The 15,485-nt window shown below is 53.2% G+C and carries 12 protein-coding genes; 7 read left to right on the forward strand and 5 right to left on the reverse strand.

The window, feature by feature from the left end; genetic code table 11:
- Window positions 1–10: 10 nt before the first annotated feature.
- The gene (gene ppdD / locus ACJ9Y9_RS04185) at window positions 11–448 is read right to left on the reverse strand and encodes a prepilin peptidase-dependent pilin (RefSeq protein ID WP_028016697.1); all 438 of its coding nucleotides are present in this window, start codon (window positions 446–448) and stop codon (window positions 11–13) included.
- A gap of 174 nt (window positions 449–622) precedes the next feature.
- Entirely contained in the window at window positions 623–1,516 is an 894-nt protein-coding gene (gene nadC / locus ACJ9Y9_RS04190; RefSeq protein WP_407226069.1) for a carboxylating nicotinate-nucleotide diphosphorylase, read from the reverse strand.
- A gap of 87 nt (window positions 1,517–1,603) precedes the next feature.
- Here nadC and ampD point away from each other — a divergent pair, with 87 nt between their 5' ends.
- Both ampD and ampE read left to right on the forward strand, forming a co-directional pair.
- Window positions 1,604–2,155 (forward strand): 1,6-anhydro-N-acetylmuramyl-L-alanine amidase AmpD, encoded by a 552-nt coding sequence (gene ampD / locus ACJ9Y9_RS04195; protein WP_028016699.1) that lies wholly within the window; start codon window positions 1,604–1,606, stop codon window positions 2,153–2,155.
- A gap of 9 nt (window positions 2,156–2,164) precedes the next feature.
- Window positions 2,165–3,019: a beta-lactamase regulator AmpE gene (gene ampE / locus ACJ9Y9_RS04200; protein ID WP_028016700.1), complete on the forward strand. Its 855-nt coding sequence runs from the start codon at window positions 2,165–2,167 to the stop codon at window positions 3,017–3,019.
- 18 nt (window positions 3,020–3,037) lie between these two features.
- On the opposite strand, the gene ACJ9Y9_RS04205 is transcribed toward ampE, so the two are convergent.
- The 3 genes from ACJ9Y9_RS04205 to aroP form a co-directional block, all read right to left on the reverse strand.
- The gene (locus ACJ9Y9_RS04205) at window positions 3,038–3,988 is read right to left on the reverse strand and encodes a family 43 glycosylhydrolase (protein WP_028016701.1); all 951 of its coding nucleotides are present in this window, start codon (window positions 3,986–3,988) and stop codon (window positions 3,038–3,040) included.
- A 10-nt stretch (window positions 3,989–3,998) separates the two neighbouring features.
- Entirely contained in the window at window positions 3,999–5,396 is a 1,398-nt protein-coding gene (locus tag ACJ9Y9_RS04210; RefSeq protein WP_028016702.1) for a glycoside-pentoside-hexuronide (GPH):cation symporter, read from the reverse strand.
- Window positions 5,397–5,563: 167 nt separating this feature from the next.
- Window positions 5,564–6,934 carry an aromatic amino acid transporter AroP gene (gene aroP / locus ACJ9Y9_RS04215; protein WP_028016703.1) on the reverse strand — a complete coding sequence of 457 codons (1,371 nt, stop codon included), beginning with the start codon at window positions 6,932–6,934 and terminating at the stop codon, window positions 5,564–5,566.
- Window positions 6,935–7,471: 537 nt separating this feature from the next.
- Here aroP and pdhR point away from each other — a divergent pair.
- From pdhR to traT, 5 genes are all read left to right on the forward strand, one after another.
- Window positions 7,472–8,236, forward strand: coding sequence for a pyruvate dehydrogenase complex transcriptional repressor PdhR (pdhR, locus tag ACJ9Y9_RS04220; protein ID WP_008501960.1), 765 nt, complete (start codon window positions 7,472–7,474; stop codon window positions 8,234–8,236).
- A 123-nt stretch (window positions 8,237–8,359) separates the two neighbouring features.
- The gene (aceE, locus tag ACJ9Y9_RS04225) at window positions 8,360–11,023 is read left to right on the forward strand and encodes a pyruvate dehydrogenase (acetyl-transferring), homodimeric type (RefSeq protein WP_028016704.1); all 2,664 of its coding nucleotides are present in this window, start codon (window positions 8,360–8,362) and stop codon (window positions 11,021–11,023) included.
- Window positions 11,024–11,037: 14 nt separating this feature from the next.
- Window positions 11,038–12,933 carry a pyruvate dehydrogenase complex dihydrolipoyllysine-residue acetyltransferase gene (gene aceF, locus ACJ9Y9_RS04230; RefSeq protein ID WP_028016705.1) on the forward strand — a complete coding sequence of 632 codons (1,896 nt, stop codon included), beginning with the start codon at window positions 11,038–11,040 and terminating at the stop codon, window positions 12,931–12,933.
- A gap of 175 nt (window positions 12,934–13,108) precedes the next feature.
- Window positions 13,109–14,533, forward strand: a complete 1,425-nt coding sequence (gene lpdA, locus ACJ9Y9_RS04235) for a dihydrolipoyl dehydrogenase (RefSeq protein WP_023332094.1) — start codon at window positions 13,109–13,111, stop codon at window positions 14,531–14,533.
- 195 nt (window positions 14,534–14,728) lie between these two features.
- The gene (gene traT / locus ACJ9Y9_RS04240) at window positions 14,729–15,460 is read left to right on the forward strand and encodes a conjugal transfer complement resistance protein TraT (RefSeq protein WP_028016706.1); all 732 of its coding nucleotides are present in this window, start codon (window positions 14,729–14,731) and stop codon (window positions 15,458–15,460) included.
- The last annotated feature ends 25 nt before the right edge of the window (window positions 15,461–15,485 follow it).

Consider the following 15,485-nt stretch of genomic DNA (forward strand, 5'->3'; position numbering starts at 1 on the left):
TCTCTGCTCCTCAGTTAGTGTCGAAGCGGAAAACATCTTCACAAGCTTGTTTAAGCGTACTGTCAGCACTGATGTTGCAGTCACGCATCCAGCCCGTCATGCCGTTGCCGTCGTTCCACTGTGGCGTCATGACCACCTCCAGCCCGTTGAGACTCTCTTGTCCCGTTAAGATCACAATCCCTTTCGCCACGCTCATTCCTGAGACGTAACGCGTTGTGGTAGGGGAAGGGATACCGTTACTGCCCGCGTCACAACGTTCCAACCCACCATGATCCAGTGCGCAAAGCTCAATGGCGGTGCGGTAGGGAACGAAGGTTTGCAGCATATCGGTCAGCGCGGCTTTTCGCAGGTAATTCTGGTATGCGGGTACGCCGATGGCGCTCAGAATGGCAATAATGCCAATGACCACCATCAGCTCAATGAGTGTAAATCCCTGTTGTCTGTCCATGTCTGCTCCTTATGTTGAATGGCGCTACTCTGGCAGCGCAAAAGGGCAGGTACGAGGCACAAAAAAGGGAACGGGAAGGGGGCTTCAGAGAATTCATTTGATGTTGCAGGGAGGGACAACGGATTTGCGAGCGGAGCTGAAATTCCCCTCTCCAGGCGGAGAGGGGAGAAGACACTATTTAAAGCGCATCGAGAGGTCGAGGGCACGCACGTGTTTAGTCAGCGCCCCGACGGAGATGTAATCAACACCGGTCTCGGCGAATTCGCGGATAGTATCGAACGTCACGTTGCCGGATACCTCAAGCTGAGCCTGTCCGTTAGTCAGTTTTACTGCCTCACGCATCTGCTCGGTTTCGAAGTTATCGAGCATGATGATATCGGCTCCGGCTTTTATCGCCTGCACAAGTTCTTCCAGGTTTTCGACTTCCACTTCGACAGGGACATCCGGGTGCAGCCAGAAGGCTTTTTCAACCGCCTGACGCACCGAACCCGAGGCAATAATATGGTTCTCTTTAATCAGGAACGCGTCTGACAACCCCAGCCGATGGTTTGCGCCGCCGCCACAGAGCACCGCGTATTTCAGCGCTGTACGCAGGCCCGGCAGTGTTTTGCGGGTATCCAGTAACTGCGTACGGGTGCAGACAAGCAGGTCAACGTAGCGGCGTACTTCACTTGCCACCCCGGATAAGGTCTGGACGAAGTTAAGCGCGGTTCGTTCACCGGTGAGCAAAACGCGTGAAGGACCATTCAGCTCAAACAGCGGCTGGTTTGCCGTAATCGCATCGCCGTCTTCAACATGCCAGGTGATCTGCACATCATCCCCCGCCAGTTGGGTAAAGACCTCTTCAACCCAGCGCTTGCCGCAAAAAACGCCATCTTCACGAGTGATAATGACCGCGTGCGAACGTGCTTCTTTTGGCAATAATTGGGCAGTAATATCCTTTTCGGCATTGATGTCACCGCCCAGATCTTCTTTCAAAGCATGGGCAACGCTTGCCGGAATATCCATATTAATACGTTCCAGAAGCGCTTCACGTCGGTGGTCGGGGTTGTAGCGGCGAGGCGGCATGATAAAACTCCAAATTGGTAACGAATCATAATATTGAAACATGCTACTCTGAACCGAGTAACAGCACCATACATAAGGAGTTCCAGCATGTTGTTAGAAAACGGATGGCTGGTGGATGCGCGGCATGTGCCCTCGCCGCACCACGACTGCCGCCCGGAGGATGAAAAGCCCACACTGCTGGTTGTTCATAATATTAGTCTCCCGCCGGGTGAGTTTGGCGGCCCGTGGATCGATGCGTTATTCACAGGAACGATAGATCCTGATGCCCATCCTTTCTTTGCTGAGATTGCACATCTGCGCGTGTCGGCTCATTGTCTGATTCGTCGCGATGGTGAAGTCGTTCAGTATGTTCCCTTTGATAAACGCGCCTGGCATGCCGGGGTGTCGATGTACCAGGGGCGCGAACGATGCAACGATTTTTCTATAGGAATCGAACTGGAAGGCACTGATACTGTGCCCTATACCGATTCACAGTATCAACAGCTCGTGGCTGTAACCAAAACGCTTATTGGACTCTACCCGGCCATCGCCGAAAATATCACGGGACACAGTGATATCGCTCCGGCGAGAAAAACCGATCCCGGCCCGGCCTTTGACTGGTCCCGGTTTCGCGCCATGCTTACTGCGCCGTCAGAATAAGGAGATAACATGACGTTGTTTACCATGCTGCTGGTCATCATCGCCGAACGCCTGTTCAAACTCGGCGAGCACTGGCATCTGGATCACCGGCTGGAGGTGCTTTTCCGCCGGATTAAGCACTTTTCCATGCTGCGCACGCTGCTGATGCTGGCAGGTGTGATGGTGATTACGTTTCTGCTGCTGCGCTCGCTGCACGGACTCTTTTTCAACGTGCCGCTACTTGTTGTGTGGATCCTGCTGGGTGTGTTGTGCATTGGTGCGGGCAAGGTGCGTTTGCATTATCACGCTTATCTTAAAGCGGCATCTCGTGATGATGCCCATGCACGTAGTGCGATGGCGAGCGAACTGACCATGATCCATGGGGTGCCACCGGATTGCGATGAACGTGAGTTTTTACGTGAGCTGCAAAACGCGCTTCTGTGGATTAACTTTCGTTACTACCTGGCACCGCTGTTCTGGTTTGTGGTGGGGGGCCCGTGGGGACCGGTATTGCTGATGGGTTATGCTTTTCTTCGTGCCTGGCAGACCTGGCTTGCCCGCTATCTGACGCCGCATGAGCGCTTGCAGTCTGGGATTGATGCCATTTTGCATGTGCTTGACTGGCTCCCGGTGCGGTTCGTGGGTGTGGTGTATGCGTTGATTGGTCACGGTGAAAAAGCGTTGCCTGCGTGGTTCGCTTCTCTTGCCGATCGCCATACGTCGCAGTACCAGGTGTTAACGCGTCTGGCTCAGTTCTCTCTGGCGCGCGAGCCGCATACCGATAAGATTGAAACGCCAAAAGCCGCAGTGTCGATGGCGAAGAAAACGTCATTTGTGGTGGTGGTGGTCGTGGCGCTGCTGACCATTTACGGCACGCTGGTGTAGGCCAGCGCGCCATAAACACTAAAGCGTATCCGCAGGCGGGATGCCGAAATCAGGCATCCCGTTTTCTTTCCAGCGGACAAGCTTCAGGCGGGTATGACGGTTCGGATCGTAAAGCGGATCGCCTTCAATTTCGGTGTAGTTACGTGCGTGATACACCAGCACATCTTCCCCATCCGGCGTCTGCGTAAAGCTGTTGTGCCCTGGGCCATACTGGCGATTTTCATCGCTGGTGGTGAATACCGGGCGATGAGATTTCTGCCAGTTCGCCGGGTTTTGCGGATCGGCGATCATATCGATCCACAATAGACCCATGCAGTAGTTCTCATCGGTCGCGCTGGCGGAATAGCTGATGAAGAGTTTGTCGCCGTGAAACAGTACTGCCGGGCCTTCGTTAACCCAAAATCCACGGCACTCCCAGTCATACTCCGGCTTGCTGAGCATCACCGCCTCGGCTTTTAGCGTCCACGGATTTTCCATTTCACACAGATAGAGGTTGGAGTTACCGGAGATATCCGGGGCTTTTTGCGCCCACAGATACCAGCGTTTCCCCTGGTGCACAAAAGTGGTGGCATCCAGCGCAAAGGTGTCAAATGGCGTGATGACCTGACCTTTCTCCTCCCACGTGCCCGCGAGCGGATCGCGGTCAGTACATTCCAGCACAAACATGCGGTGCTGGAACATGCCGAGCCTGTCGAGCGCCTGAGTGTGTGCCGCTGCAAAGTAGATGTACCACTTACCGTCAATATGATGCAGCTCCGGCGCCCATATTAACTCGCTCATAGGGCCGGTGTCGGGTTTACGCCACACCACTACTTCGTCGGCGCTGCGCAGCCCTTCCAGCGAATCTGCGCGGCGGATTGCCAGCCTGTCATACTGCGGCACGGAGGCAATAAAATAGTATTGCCCCGCGTGGTACAAAATGTACGGATCGGCGCGTTGCTCAATAAACGGGTTTGGCCAGGTTTGCATTCGGCGTTCCTTATTTTGTCTCAGCGGCTTTGAGTTCCGGATAATCGTTCAGCTCGCGATAGTTGTTACGACGCTTTTGCAGATCGGACTGGATCTGCTTCATGGTTTCACGGTCCACTTTCAGCAGACGCACCACTCCCGCGGTAATCAGATATCCAACGCCCGGAATCACCGTGAACAGCAGCACAATACCGTTGATGGCGTCCGCGCTCTGCGCTTTCGCACCGGCATCGTAACCGTACCAGGAGAGCAGGAAGCCCACCATTGCACCGGCAACCGCCAGCCCCAGCTTGAGGAAGAAGATGTTGCCGGAGAAACTGATACCCGTGATGCGTTTTCCGGTTTTCCACTCGCCATAGTCATCGACATCAGCCATCAGCGACCAGTGCAGCGGCGACGGGATTTGATGCAGGATATTCAGCAGGAAGTAGAGCACAACGATGGTGACGGTGGCTTTCGGGTCGAAGAAATAGAATGCACAGGAGAAAATTGCCAGCGCGATGTTGGTCCAGAAGAACACCTTCAGCTTACACCAGCGGTCAGTTAATACTTTCGCCAGCATACTGCCGAGCATCATGCCGACCACCCCGAGGCTGATAAACAGCGTGGCGAAGTGGGTGCTCTGGCCCATAACCCAGGTGACGTAATACATGGTCGCCGCCATGCGGATAAAACCCGGACAGACGTTGCACAGGGTTAACAGCAGAATGCGCACCCATTGATCGTTCTTCCACACGTCTTTCAGATCGTTTTTCAATTCGTCATGCGTCTGTACCGCCGGGCGCACACGCTCGCGGACGGTGGCGAAGCAGAACAGGAACATACAGGTACCAATCAGCGCCAGTACGGTCATCGCCATCTGGTAACCTTTGGCTTTGTTATCCCCACCAAACCAGTCGGCCATCGGCAGCAAGGTGAGTGACAGCAGCAGCGTCGCAATACCGACCATCACGAAGCGATAAGACTGACAGGCGACGCGCTCTTTAGGGTCGTTAGTAATCACGCCACCCAGCGAGCAGTACGGAATGTTGATGGCGGTGTAGGTCAGCGACAGCAGGAAGTAGGTGACAAAGGCATAGATAACTTTGCTGTTATAGCTCCACTCTGGCGTGGTGAACATCAGGATACTGAACAGTGCATAGGGGACGGCGATCCACAGCAGCCATGGACGAAACCGCCCATATTTACTGCGGGTACGGTCAGCGATAGCACCCATAATAGGATCTGTTACGGCATCAATGACACGAACAGACAACAGCAATACGCCGACCAGCGCAGGTGCCAGACCAAAAATATCCGTATAGAAATAGTTAACAAACAACATGATGGCGCCGAAGATGATGTTGCATCCTGCGTCTCCCATCCCATAGCCGATCTTTTCTTTTACTGACAGTTTGCTGTTATCCATTAACTGCTCTCCAGATTGCGGTATGGAGAGAATTATTTGCTGGCAAAGGAATTTTTGCGTTGCAGTATCGCGTCGGTGATATGGATAAAATTGCTGTTGGCGGGAATTTGTGAGGAAGGTAACAACACTCTGCACACCGGAAAAGGCGTGCAGAGTGGAAGGGCAGATTAGTGTGCTTTCACCGCGTTGCCGTTTTTCTGTTTAACCAGATAACCCACGCCGAGGATCGCTATCCAGACCGGGATCAGGTACACGGAAATCGCCATTCCCGGGGTGATCAGCATGATGACCAGCACTGCGGCCATGAACAGCAGACACACCCAGTTACCCAACGGATAAAGCAGAGCCGGGAAACGCGTAGTCACACCTTGCTGCTGTTTGGCGCGGCGGAACTTGATGTGCGCCAGGCTGATCATCGCCCAGTTGATAACCAGAGCCGAAACCACCAGTGCCATCAGCAGTCCGAAGGCGGATTCCGGGGCCAGATAGTTAATCAGTACACACAGCGCCGTCACAATGGCTGATACGATAATGGTGTTTACCGGCACACCACGTTTGTCGACGTTGAGCAGGGCTTTCGGGGCGTTACCTTGCTGAGCCAGACCAAACAGCATACGGCTGTTGCAGTATACGCAGCTGTTGTAAACGGACAGCGCTGCAGTCAGCACCACGATGTTCAGGGCGTTTGCCACGAAGGTATCGCCCAGCTCGTGGAAGATCAGCACAAACGGGCTGGTATCCGCGGTCACGCGCGTCCACGGCAGCAGGGAGAGCAGCACAGCCAGTGAACCCACATAGAAGATCAGAATACGGTAGATAACCTGGTTAGTGGCTTTCGGGATGCTCTGCTCCGGGTTGTCGGCTTCAGCGGCAGTGATGCCCACCAGCTCCAGCCCTCCGAAGGAGAACATGATGATTGCCATCATCATTACCAGGCCGCTCATGCCGTGTGGCAGGAATCCGCCCTGTTCCCACAGGTTACGTACGGTCGCCTGCGGGCCACCGTTACCGCTGAACAGCAGCCAGCCACCGAAGATGATCATGGCCACAACGGCGATAACTTTGATGATGGCAAACCAGAACTCCATCTCACCGAACACTTTGACGTTGGTCAGGTTGATGGCGTTAATGATGACGAAGAAGGCTGCAGCAGAGGCCCAGGTTGGGATCTCCGGGTACCAGAACTGAATGTACTTACCGACAGCGGTAAGTTCAGCCATGGCAACGAGTACGTACAGCACCCAGTAATTCCAGCCAGAGGCGAAGCCCGCGAAGCTCCCCCAGTACTTATAGGCAAAGTGACTGAAAGAACCGGCAACGGGTTCTTCAACGACCATTTCACCTAACTGACGCATGATCAGAAAAGCAATAAAACCTGCGATAGCGTAACCCAAAATAATGCCAGGGCCGGCAGACTGGATAACGGATGCGCTTCCCAGAAACAGGCCGGTACCGATAGCACCACCCAATGCGATGAGCTGAATGTGGCGGTTTTTCAGACCGCGCTTTAGCTGATCGCCGTGCTGTTGAGCTTCCATTTGAAACCTCGTGTGTGGTTGTTATGTTCACGCTGGGCGTGTGTAATTATGAATGTCCGTTTTCTGTATTTATTTCTTTACGGTTAATGATACCGAAAAAATCGTAGATGACTTCCGTAAGCGCCAGAATAGTGGTAAGTGCCTGCGAATGCACCTGCTTTATGAAGGGCTGATGACGAGTTGAATAAAAAGAAAGCATTTGTAAATCACTCCGCGAACCTTTCTTACCCCAACCTATAGAATAGAAATGCGCCATAAGTGGGCTAATTTTCATTATTTGCTTTGTTGAATCGCTTCAGATTGCAAAAACCCTCGTTTCAATATGGTTAAAACTCCCTCTTTGTGAGTAATCAACTCATTTGTGCAAAGTTACATTTCTGAAACGTTATTTCTGTAAGGTTGTTAAAATGTGCAGCGTTTACTGATTTCAATCAAAACCAATATGGACAGAAGGTGAATACTTTGTTACTTTAGCGATACGAAATAGAAATTGGTAAGACCAATTGACTCCGGGCAAAAAGGCGTAAGACAGGGAATATGGCCTACAGCAAAATTCGCCAACCAAAACTATCTGATGTGATTGAGCAGCAGCTGGAGTTTTTAATCCTCGAAGGGACTCTGCGCCCGGGTGAGAAACTTCCGCCAGAACGCGAGCTGGCAAAACAGTTCGACGTTTCACGTCCTTCTCTGCGTGAGGCGATTCAACGTCTCGAAGCAAAGGGCTTGCTGCTTCGTCGCCAGGGCGGCGGAACCTTTGTGCAAAACAGCCTGTGGCAGAGCTTCAGCGATCCGCTGGTAGAACTTCTCTCTGACCACCCAGAATCCCAGTTTGACCTGCTTGAGACCCGTCACGCGCTTGAAGGTATTGCGGCCTATTACGCCGCTCTTCGCAGCACTGATGAAGATCGCGTGCGTATCCGCGAACTGCATCAGGCCATTGAACGGGCACAGCAGTCCGGCGATTTAGACGCCGAGTCCAGCGCCGTCGTCCAGTATCAAATTGCCGTCACCGAAGCGGCCCACAATGTGGTGCTCCTCCATCTGCTACGCTGCATGGAGCCCATGCTGGCCCAGAACGTTCGTCAGAATTTTGAATTGTTGTATGCCCGTCGGGACATGCTCCCACTGGTAAGCAACCATCGCACCCGAGTATTCGAGGCGATAATGGCCGGGGAACCGGAGCAGGCGCGCGAAGCGTCGCACCGACATCTGGCTTTCATTGAGGAAATCTTGCTGGACCGCAGCCGTGAACAATCGCGTCGCGAACGTTCATTACGCCGCATACAGCAACGAAAGGATTAAGCGCCAGGTACTTTTAGAGCGCGGCAACTAAACGCAGAACCTGTCTTATTGTGTTCTTGCCCAAGAGCACAATGGGACAGGTTCCAGACAAATCAACGTATTAGATAGATAAGGAATACCCCCATGTCAGAACGTCTCCAAAATGACGTGGATCCGATCGAAACTCGCGACTGGCTACAGGCGATCGAATCGGTCATCCGTGAAGAAGGTGTTGAGCGCGCTCAGTATCTGATTGATCAGCTGCTTTCTGAAGCCCGCAAAGGCGGTGTGAAGGTTGCTTCAGGTGCAGGGGCTAGCAACTACGTAAACACGATTGCCGTCGAAGACGAACCGGAATACCCGGGCAATCTGGATCTGGAACGTCGTATCCGTTCTGCAATCCGCTGGAACGCCATCATGACCGTTCTGCGCGCATCCAAGAAAGACCTGGAACTGGGTGGCCACATGGCGTCCTTCCAGTCTTCTGCAACCGTTTACGAAGTGTGCTTCAACCACTTCTTCCGTGCAGCGAACGAGAAAGACGGCGGCGATCTGGTTTACTTCCAGGGCCACATCTCTCCGGGCATCTATGCACGTGCATTCCTGGAAGGTCGTCTGACTGAAGAGCAGATGAACAACTTCCGTCAGGAAGTTCACGGTAAAGGTCTGTCTTCTTATCCGCACCCTAAACTGATGCCAACCTTCTGGCAGTTCCCGACCGTTTCTATGGGTCTGGGCCCAATCGGTGCGATCTACCAGGCTAAGTTCCTGAAATATCTGGAACACCGTGGTCTGAAAGACACCTCTGAGCAGACCGTATACGCCTTCCTGGGCGACGGTGAAATGGATGAGCCAGAATCTAAAGGTGCGATCACCATCGCGACCCGTGAGAAGCTGGACAACCTGTGCTTCATCATCAACTGTAACCTGCAGCGTCTGGATGGTCCGGTCACCGGTAACGGTAAGATCATCAACGAACTGGAAGGCATCTTCGCCGGTGCTGGCTGGAACGTGATTAAAGTCATGTGGGGCGGTCGTTGGGATGAGCTGCTGCGTAAAGACACCAGCGGTAAACTGATCCAGCTGATGAACGAAACCGTTGACGGTGACTACCAGACCTTCAAATCCAAAGACGGTGCCTACGTTCGTGAGCACTTCTTCGGTAAATATCCTGAAACCGCAGCCCTGGTTGCAGACTGGACTGACGAGCAGATCTGGGCCCTGAACCGTGGTGGTCACGATCCGAAGAAAGTCTACGCTGCACTGAAAAAAGCGCAGGAAACCAAAGGTAAAGCGACTGTAATCCTGGCCCACACCATCAAAGGTTACGGCATGGGTGATACCGCAGAAGGTAAAAACATCGCTCACCAGGTTAAGAAAATGAACATGGACGGCGTGCGTTATATCCGCGACCGTTTCAACGTTCCAGTGACTGATGAGCAGGTAGAAAACCTGTCTTACATCACCTTCCCGGAAGGCTCTGAAGAGCACAAGTACCTGCACGAACGTCGTCAGGCGCTGAAAGGCTACCTGCCAGCTCGTCAGCCTAACTTCACCGAGAAACTGGAACTGCCAGCGCTGGAAGACTTCTCTCAGCTGCTGGAAGAGCAGAACAAAGAAATCTCTACCACCATCGCTTTCGTTCGTGCCCTGAACGTGATGCTGAAGAACAAATCGATCAAAGATCGTCTGGTTCCAATCATCGCCGACGAAGCGCGTACTTTCGGTATGGAAGGTCTGTTCCGTCAGATCGGTATCTACAGCCCGAACGGCCAGCAGTACACCCCGCAGGACCGTGAGCAGGTTGCATACTACAAAGAAGACGAGAAAGGTCAGATCCTGCAGGAAGGTATCAACGAACTGGGTGCTGGCGCATCCTGGCTGGCTGCTGCGACCTCTTACAGCACCAACAACCTGCCAATGATCCCGTTCTACATCTACTACTCCATGTTCGGGTTCCAGCGTATCGGTGACCTGTGCTGGCAGGCTGGCGACCAACAGGCTCGCGGCTTCCTGGTAGGCGGTACTTCCGGTCGTACGACCCTGAACGGTGAAGGTCTGCAGCACGAAGATGGTCACAGCCACATTCAGTCTCTGACTATCCCTAACTGTATCTCTTACGACCCGTCTTACGCGTACGAAGTGGCAGTCATCATGCATGACGGTCTGCAGCGCATGTACGGTGAAGCACAAGAGAACGTTTACTACTACATCACCACCCTGAACGAAAACTACCACATGCCGGCAATGCCAGCAGGTGCCGAGGAAGGTATCCGTAAAGGTATCTACAAACTCGAAACCCTCGAAGGTAGCAAAGGTAAAGTTCAGCTGCTGGGCTCCGGTTCTATCCTGCGTCACGTACGTGAAGCAGCACAGATCCTGGCGAAAGACTACGGTGTCGGTTCCGATGTGTACTCTGTGACCTCCTTCACTGAACTGGCGCGTGATGGCCAGGATTGTGAGCGCTGGAACATGCTGCACCCAATGGAAACCCCGCGCGTTCCGTACATCGCTCAGGTGATGAACGACGCGCCAGCGGTGGCGTCTACTGACTATATGAAACTGTTCGCTGAGCAGGTTCGTACTTACGTACCAGCTGATGATTATCGCGTACTGGGTACTGACGGCTTCGGTCGTTCTGACAGCCGCGAAAACCTGCGTCACCACTTCGAAGTTGATGCTTCTTACGTGGTTGTAGCAGCACTGGGCGAACTGGCTAAACGTGGCGAAATCGATAAGAAAGTGGTTGCTGAAGCAATTACCAAATTCAACATCGATGCAGAAAAAGTTAACCCGCGTCTGGCGTAAGAGGTAAAAGAATAATGGCTATCGAAATCAATGTACCGGACATCGGGGCTGATGAAGTTGAAATCACCGAGATCCTGGTCAAAGTAGGCGACAAAGTTGAAGCTGAACAGTCGCTGATCACCGTAGAAGGCGACAAAGCCTCTATGGAAGTCCCGTCTCCTCAGGCTGGCATCGTTAAAGAGATCAAAGTCTCTGTTGGCGATAAAACCGAGACTGGCAAACTGATCATGATTTTCGATTCCGCCGACGGTGCAGCAGCTGCTGCACCTGCGCAGGAAGAGAAGAAAGCCGCTCCGGCCGCCGCTGCTCCAGCAGCTGCCGCGAGCGCGAAAGAAGTTAACGTGCCTGACATCGGCGGTGACGAAGTTGAAGTCACTGAAATCCTGGTGAAAGTAGGCGATACCGTTGCGGCTGAGCAGTCACTGATCACCGTAGAAGGCGACAAAGCCTCTATGGAAGTGCCAGCGCCGTTCGCGGGTACCGTTAAAGAGATCAAGATCAACACCGGTGACAAAGTGTCTACTGGCTCTCTGATCATGATCTTCGAAGTGGCGGGTGCTGCACCTGCTGCTGCGCCTGCACAGGCAGCTGCTCCGGCGGCCGCGGCTCCAGCGGTTGCTGGTGGCGCGAAAGACGTTAATGTACCAGACATCGGCGGTGACGAAGTTGAAGTGACCGAAGTGATGGTGAAAGTGGGCGACAAAGTTGCCGCTGAACAGTCACTGATCACCGTAGAAGGCGACAAGGCTTCCATGGAAGTCCCTGCGCCATTCGCGGGTACCGTTAAAGAGATCAAAATCAGCACTGGCGACAAAGTGTCTACCGGCTCTCTGATCATGGTCTTCGAAGTAGAAGGCGCTGCGCCTGCTGCTGCTCCGGCGGCCGCGGCTGCTCCAGCACCAACTGCTGCACCGGCTCAGGCTGCTAAACCAGCTGCTGCCCCTGCTGCAAAAGCGGAAGGCAAATCTGAGTTCGCTGAAAACGACGCTTACGTCCACGCGACTCCGCTGATTCGTCGCCTGGCGCGCGAATTCGGTGTTAACCTGGCGAAAGTGAAAGGGACTGGCCGTAAAGGTCGTATCCTGCGCGAAGACGTTCAGACTTACGTGAAAGACGCGGTGAAACGCGCTGAAGCTGCACCAGCTGCAGCGGCAGGCGGCGGTATCCCGGGCATGCTGCCATGGCCGAAAGTGGACTTCAGCAAGTTTGGCGAAATCGAAGAAGTGGAACTGGGTCGCATCCAGAAAATCTCTGGTGCGAACCTGAGCCGTAACTGGGTGATGATCCCGCACGTTACGCACTTCGACAAAACCGATATCACCGATCTGGAAGCGTTCCGTAAACAGCAGAACGCCGAAGCTGAGAAGCGTAAACTGGACGTGAAATTCACCCCAGTGGTCTTCATCATGAAAGCCGTTGCCGCCGCTCTTGAGCAGATGCCACGCTTCAACAGCTCCCTGTCCGAAGATGGCCAGAAGCTGACGCTGAAGAAATACATCAACATCGGTGTTGCGGTTGATACGCCAAATGGTCTGGTTGTTCCGGTCTTCAAAGACGTGAACAAGAAGAGCATCACTGAGCTGTCCCGTGAACTGACCGTGATCTCCAAAAAAGCGCGTGATGGTAAGCTGACTGCTGGCGAAATGCAGGGCGGTTGCTTCACTATCTCCAGCATCGGTGGCCTGGGTACAACCCACTTCGCACCGATTGTGAACGCGCCTGAAGTTGCGATCCTTGGTGTGTCCAAGTCCGCGATGGAGCCGGTGTGGAATGGCAAAGAGTTCGTACCACGTCTGATGATGCCAATCTCTCTGTCCTTCGACCACCGCGTGATCGACGGTGCTGATGGTGCGCGTTTCATCACCATCATCAACAACACCCTGAGCGACATTCGCCGCCTGGTGATGTAATCGAAAAGCCGGCCTGACGGCCGGCTTTTTTCTGGTAATCTCATGGTGTTTGTGAGGTTATTGGCGAAAGCGACAATTCGTGAGCCGTTTGTTGTTTCAAAATTGTTAACAATTTTGTAAACTGCGGGCGGATAGAACGACCCGGTGGACGACGGGTATAAATTAAGAGGTCATGATGAGCACAGAAATCAAAACTCAGGTCGTAGTACTTGGGGCAGGCCCGGCAGGTTACTCCGCAGCATTCCGCGCCGCGGATTTAGGTCTGGAAACCGTCATCGTAGAACGTTACAGCACCCTCGGTGGTGTTTGTCTGAACGTCGGCTGTATCCCTTCTAAAGCGCTGCTGCACGTAGCCAAAGTTATCGAAGAAGCCAAAGCGCTGGCTGAACACGGTATCGTCTTCGGCGAGCCGAAAACCGATATCGACAAAATTCGTACCTGGAAAGAGAAAGTTATCACTCAGCTGACCGGCGGTCTGGCAGGTATGGCCAAAGGCCGTAAAGTGAAAGTGGTAAACGGTCTGGGTAAATTCACCGGTGCGAACACCCTGGAAGTGGAAGGCGAAAACGGTAAAACCGTGATTAACTTCGACAACGCGATCATCGCGGCAGGCTCTCGCCCAATCGAACTGCCATTCATTCCACACGAAGATCCTCGTGTTTGGGATTCCACCGATGCGCTGGAACTGAAAACCGTTCCAAAACGCCTGCTGGTTATGGGTGGCGGTATCATCGGTCTGGAAATGGGTACCGTGTACCATGCGCTGGGTTCAGATATTGACGTGGTTGAAATGTTCGACCAGGTTATCCCGGCTGCTGACAAAGACATCGTTAAAGTCTTCACCAAACGCATCAGCAAGAAATTCAACCTGATGCTGGAAACCAAAGTCACTGCCGTTGAAGCGAAAGAAGACGGTATTTACGTTTCCATGGAAGGCAAAAAAGCCCCATCCGAACCACAGCGTTACGACGCGGTGCTGGTGGCTATCGGCCGTGTGCCGAACGGTAAAAACCTCGACGCGGGCAAAGCTGGCGTGGAAGTGGACGACCGTGGCTTCATCCGCGTTGACAAACAGCTGCGCACCAACGTGCCGCACATCTTTGCTATCGGCGATATCGTCGGTCAGCCAATGCTGGCACACAAAGGTGTTCATGAAGGTCACGTTGCCGCTGAAGTTATCGCCGGCATGAAACACTACTTCGATCCGAAAGTGATCCCATCCATCGCGTACACCGAGCCAGAAGTTGCATGGGTTGGTCTGACTGAGAAAGAAGCGAAAGAGAAAGGCATCAGCTACGAAACCGCCACCTTCCCGTGGGCTGCTTCTGGCCGTGCTATCGCTTCCGACTGCGCAGACGGTATGACCAAACTGATCTTCGACAAAGAGACTCACCGCGTTATCGGTGGTGCGATTGTCGGTACCAACGGCGGTGAGCTGCTGGGTGAAATCGGTCTGGCTATCGAAATGGGTTGTGACGCTGAAGACATCGCGTTGACTATCCACGCTCACCCAACTCTGCACGAGTCTGTGGGCCTTGCGGCAGAAGTGTTTGAAGGCAGCATCACCGACCTGCCAAACGCGAAAGCGAAGAAGAAATAAGTTTCTTCACGATTGCTAAACGCCTCTTCGGAGGCGTTTTTTTTGTCTAAAGCCTACCCATTATGGTAGGTATCTTATTGATATTTCCGCTAAAAAATTTCTCTCATCTGCCGATACCTTTTTCACCATTGTGTAGCTACTGGCCGCACGGTTTAGGGGTTCTGGACTTTTGATTACACGAAAAAAGGAAATAACATGTCTTTGAAGAAAGTTGCGGTGATTGGCTTAGTGGCAGCAGCGATGACGCTGACCGGGTGTGGTGCGATGACCACTGCGGTGAAAAAACGTAATCTGGAAGTGAAAACTCAGATGAGCGAAACCATCTGGCTGGAGCCATCTAACGAAAAAACAGTCTACATTCAGGTTAAAAACACCTCTGATAAAGACATGAGCAACCTGCAGACGCTACTGGCAAACGATCTGAGTGCCAAGGGATACAAGGTCACCAGCTCTCCTGACAGCGCATACTATTGGGTGCAGGCTAACGTTCTGAAAGCAGACAAAATGGACCTGCGAGAATCTCAGGGCTATCTGAAGACTGGCTATGAAGGTGCCGCTGTTGGTGCTGCGCTGGGTGCCGGTATTACGGCCTACAACAGCAACTCTTCTGGTGCGGCGTTGGGTGTGGGTCTGGCGGCAGGTCTGATCGGTATGGCGGCGGATGCGATGGTAGAAGATGTGAACTATACCATGGTGACCGACCTGCAGATCTCTGAGCGTAGCAAAGCAAAAGTCACCACCGATAACATCGCGGCACTGCGTCAGGGTACATCGGGCGTGAAACTGCAGACCAGCTCCGAGCAGGGCGATCGCGCTAAGTATCAGACACGTGTCGTGTCTAATGCTAATAAAGTGAACCTGAAATTCGAAGAAGCGAAACCGGTTCTGGAAGCGCAACTGGCAAAATCGGTCGCAAATATTCTGTAAGTTAAAAAGCCGGGCGGCGACTTTG

The organism is Enterobacter sp. CPE_E1241 (genome assembly GCF_045618265.1).
Classification (GTDB): Bacteria; Pseudomonadota; Gammaproteobacteria; order Enterobacterales; family Enterobacteriaceae; genus Enterobacter; species Enterobacter adelaidei.

Coding starts and splice junctions, on each gene's coding strand:
- ppdD (WP_028016697.1), bottom strand. CDS start 448: ATGGACAGACAACAGGGATTTACACTCATTGAGCTGATGGTGGTCATT.
- nadC (WP_407226069.1), bottom strand. CDS start 1,516: ATGCCGCCTCGCCGCTACAACCCCGACCACCGACGTGAAGCGCTTCTG.
- ampD (WP_028016699.1), top strand. CDS start 1,604: ATGTTGTTAGAAAACGGATGGCTGGTGGATGCGCGGCATGTGCCCTCG.
- ampE (WP_028016700.1), top strand. CDS start 2,165: ATGACGTTGTTTACCATGCTGCTGGTCATCATCGCCGAACGCCTGTTC.
- ACJ9Y9_RS04205 (WP_028016701.1), bottom strand. CDS start 3,988: ATGCAAACCTGGCCAAACCCGTTTATTGAGCAACGCGCCGATCCGTAC.
- ACJ9Y9_RS04210 (WP_028016702.1), bottom strand. CDS start 5,396: ATGGATAACAGCAAACTGTCAGTAAAAGAAAAGATCGGCTATGGGATG.
- aroP (WP_028016703.1), bottom strand. CDS start 6,934: ATGGAAGCTCAACAGCACGGCGATCAGCTAAAGCGCGGTCTGAAAAAC.
- pdhR (WP_008501960.1), top strand. CDS start 7,472: ATGGCCTACAGCAAAATTCGCCAACCAAAACTATCTGATGTGATTGAG.
- aceE (WP_028016704.1), top strand. CDS start 8,360: ATGTCAGAACGTCTCCAAAATGACGTGGATCCGATCGAAACTCGCGAC.
- aceF (WP_028016705.1), top strand. CDS start 11,038: ATGGCTATCGAAATCAATGTACCGGACATCGGGGCTGATGAAGTTGAA.
- lpdA (WP_023332094.1), top strand. CDS start 13,109: ATGAGCACAGAAATCAAAACTCAGGTCGTAGTACTTGGGGCAGGCCCG.
- traT (WP_028016706.1), top strand. CDS start 14,729: ATGTCTTTGAAGAAAGTTGCGGTGATTGGCTTAGTGGCAGCAGCGATG.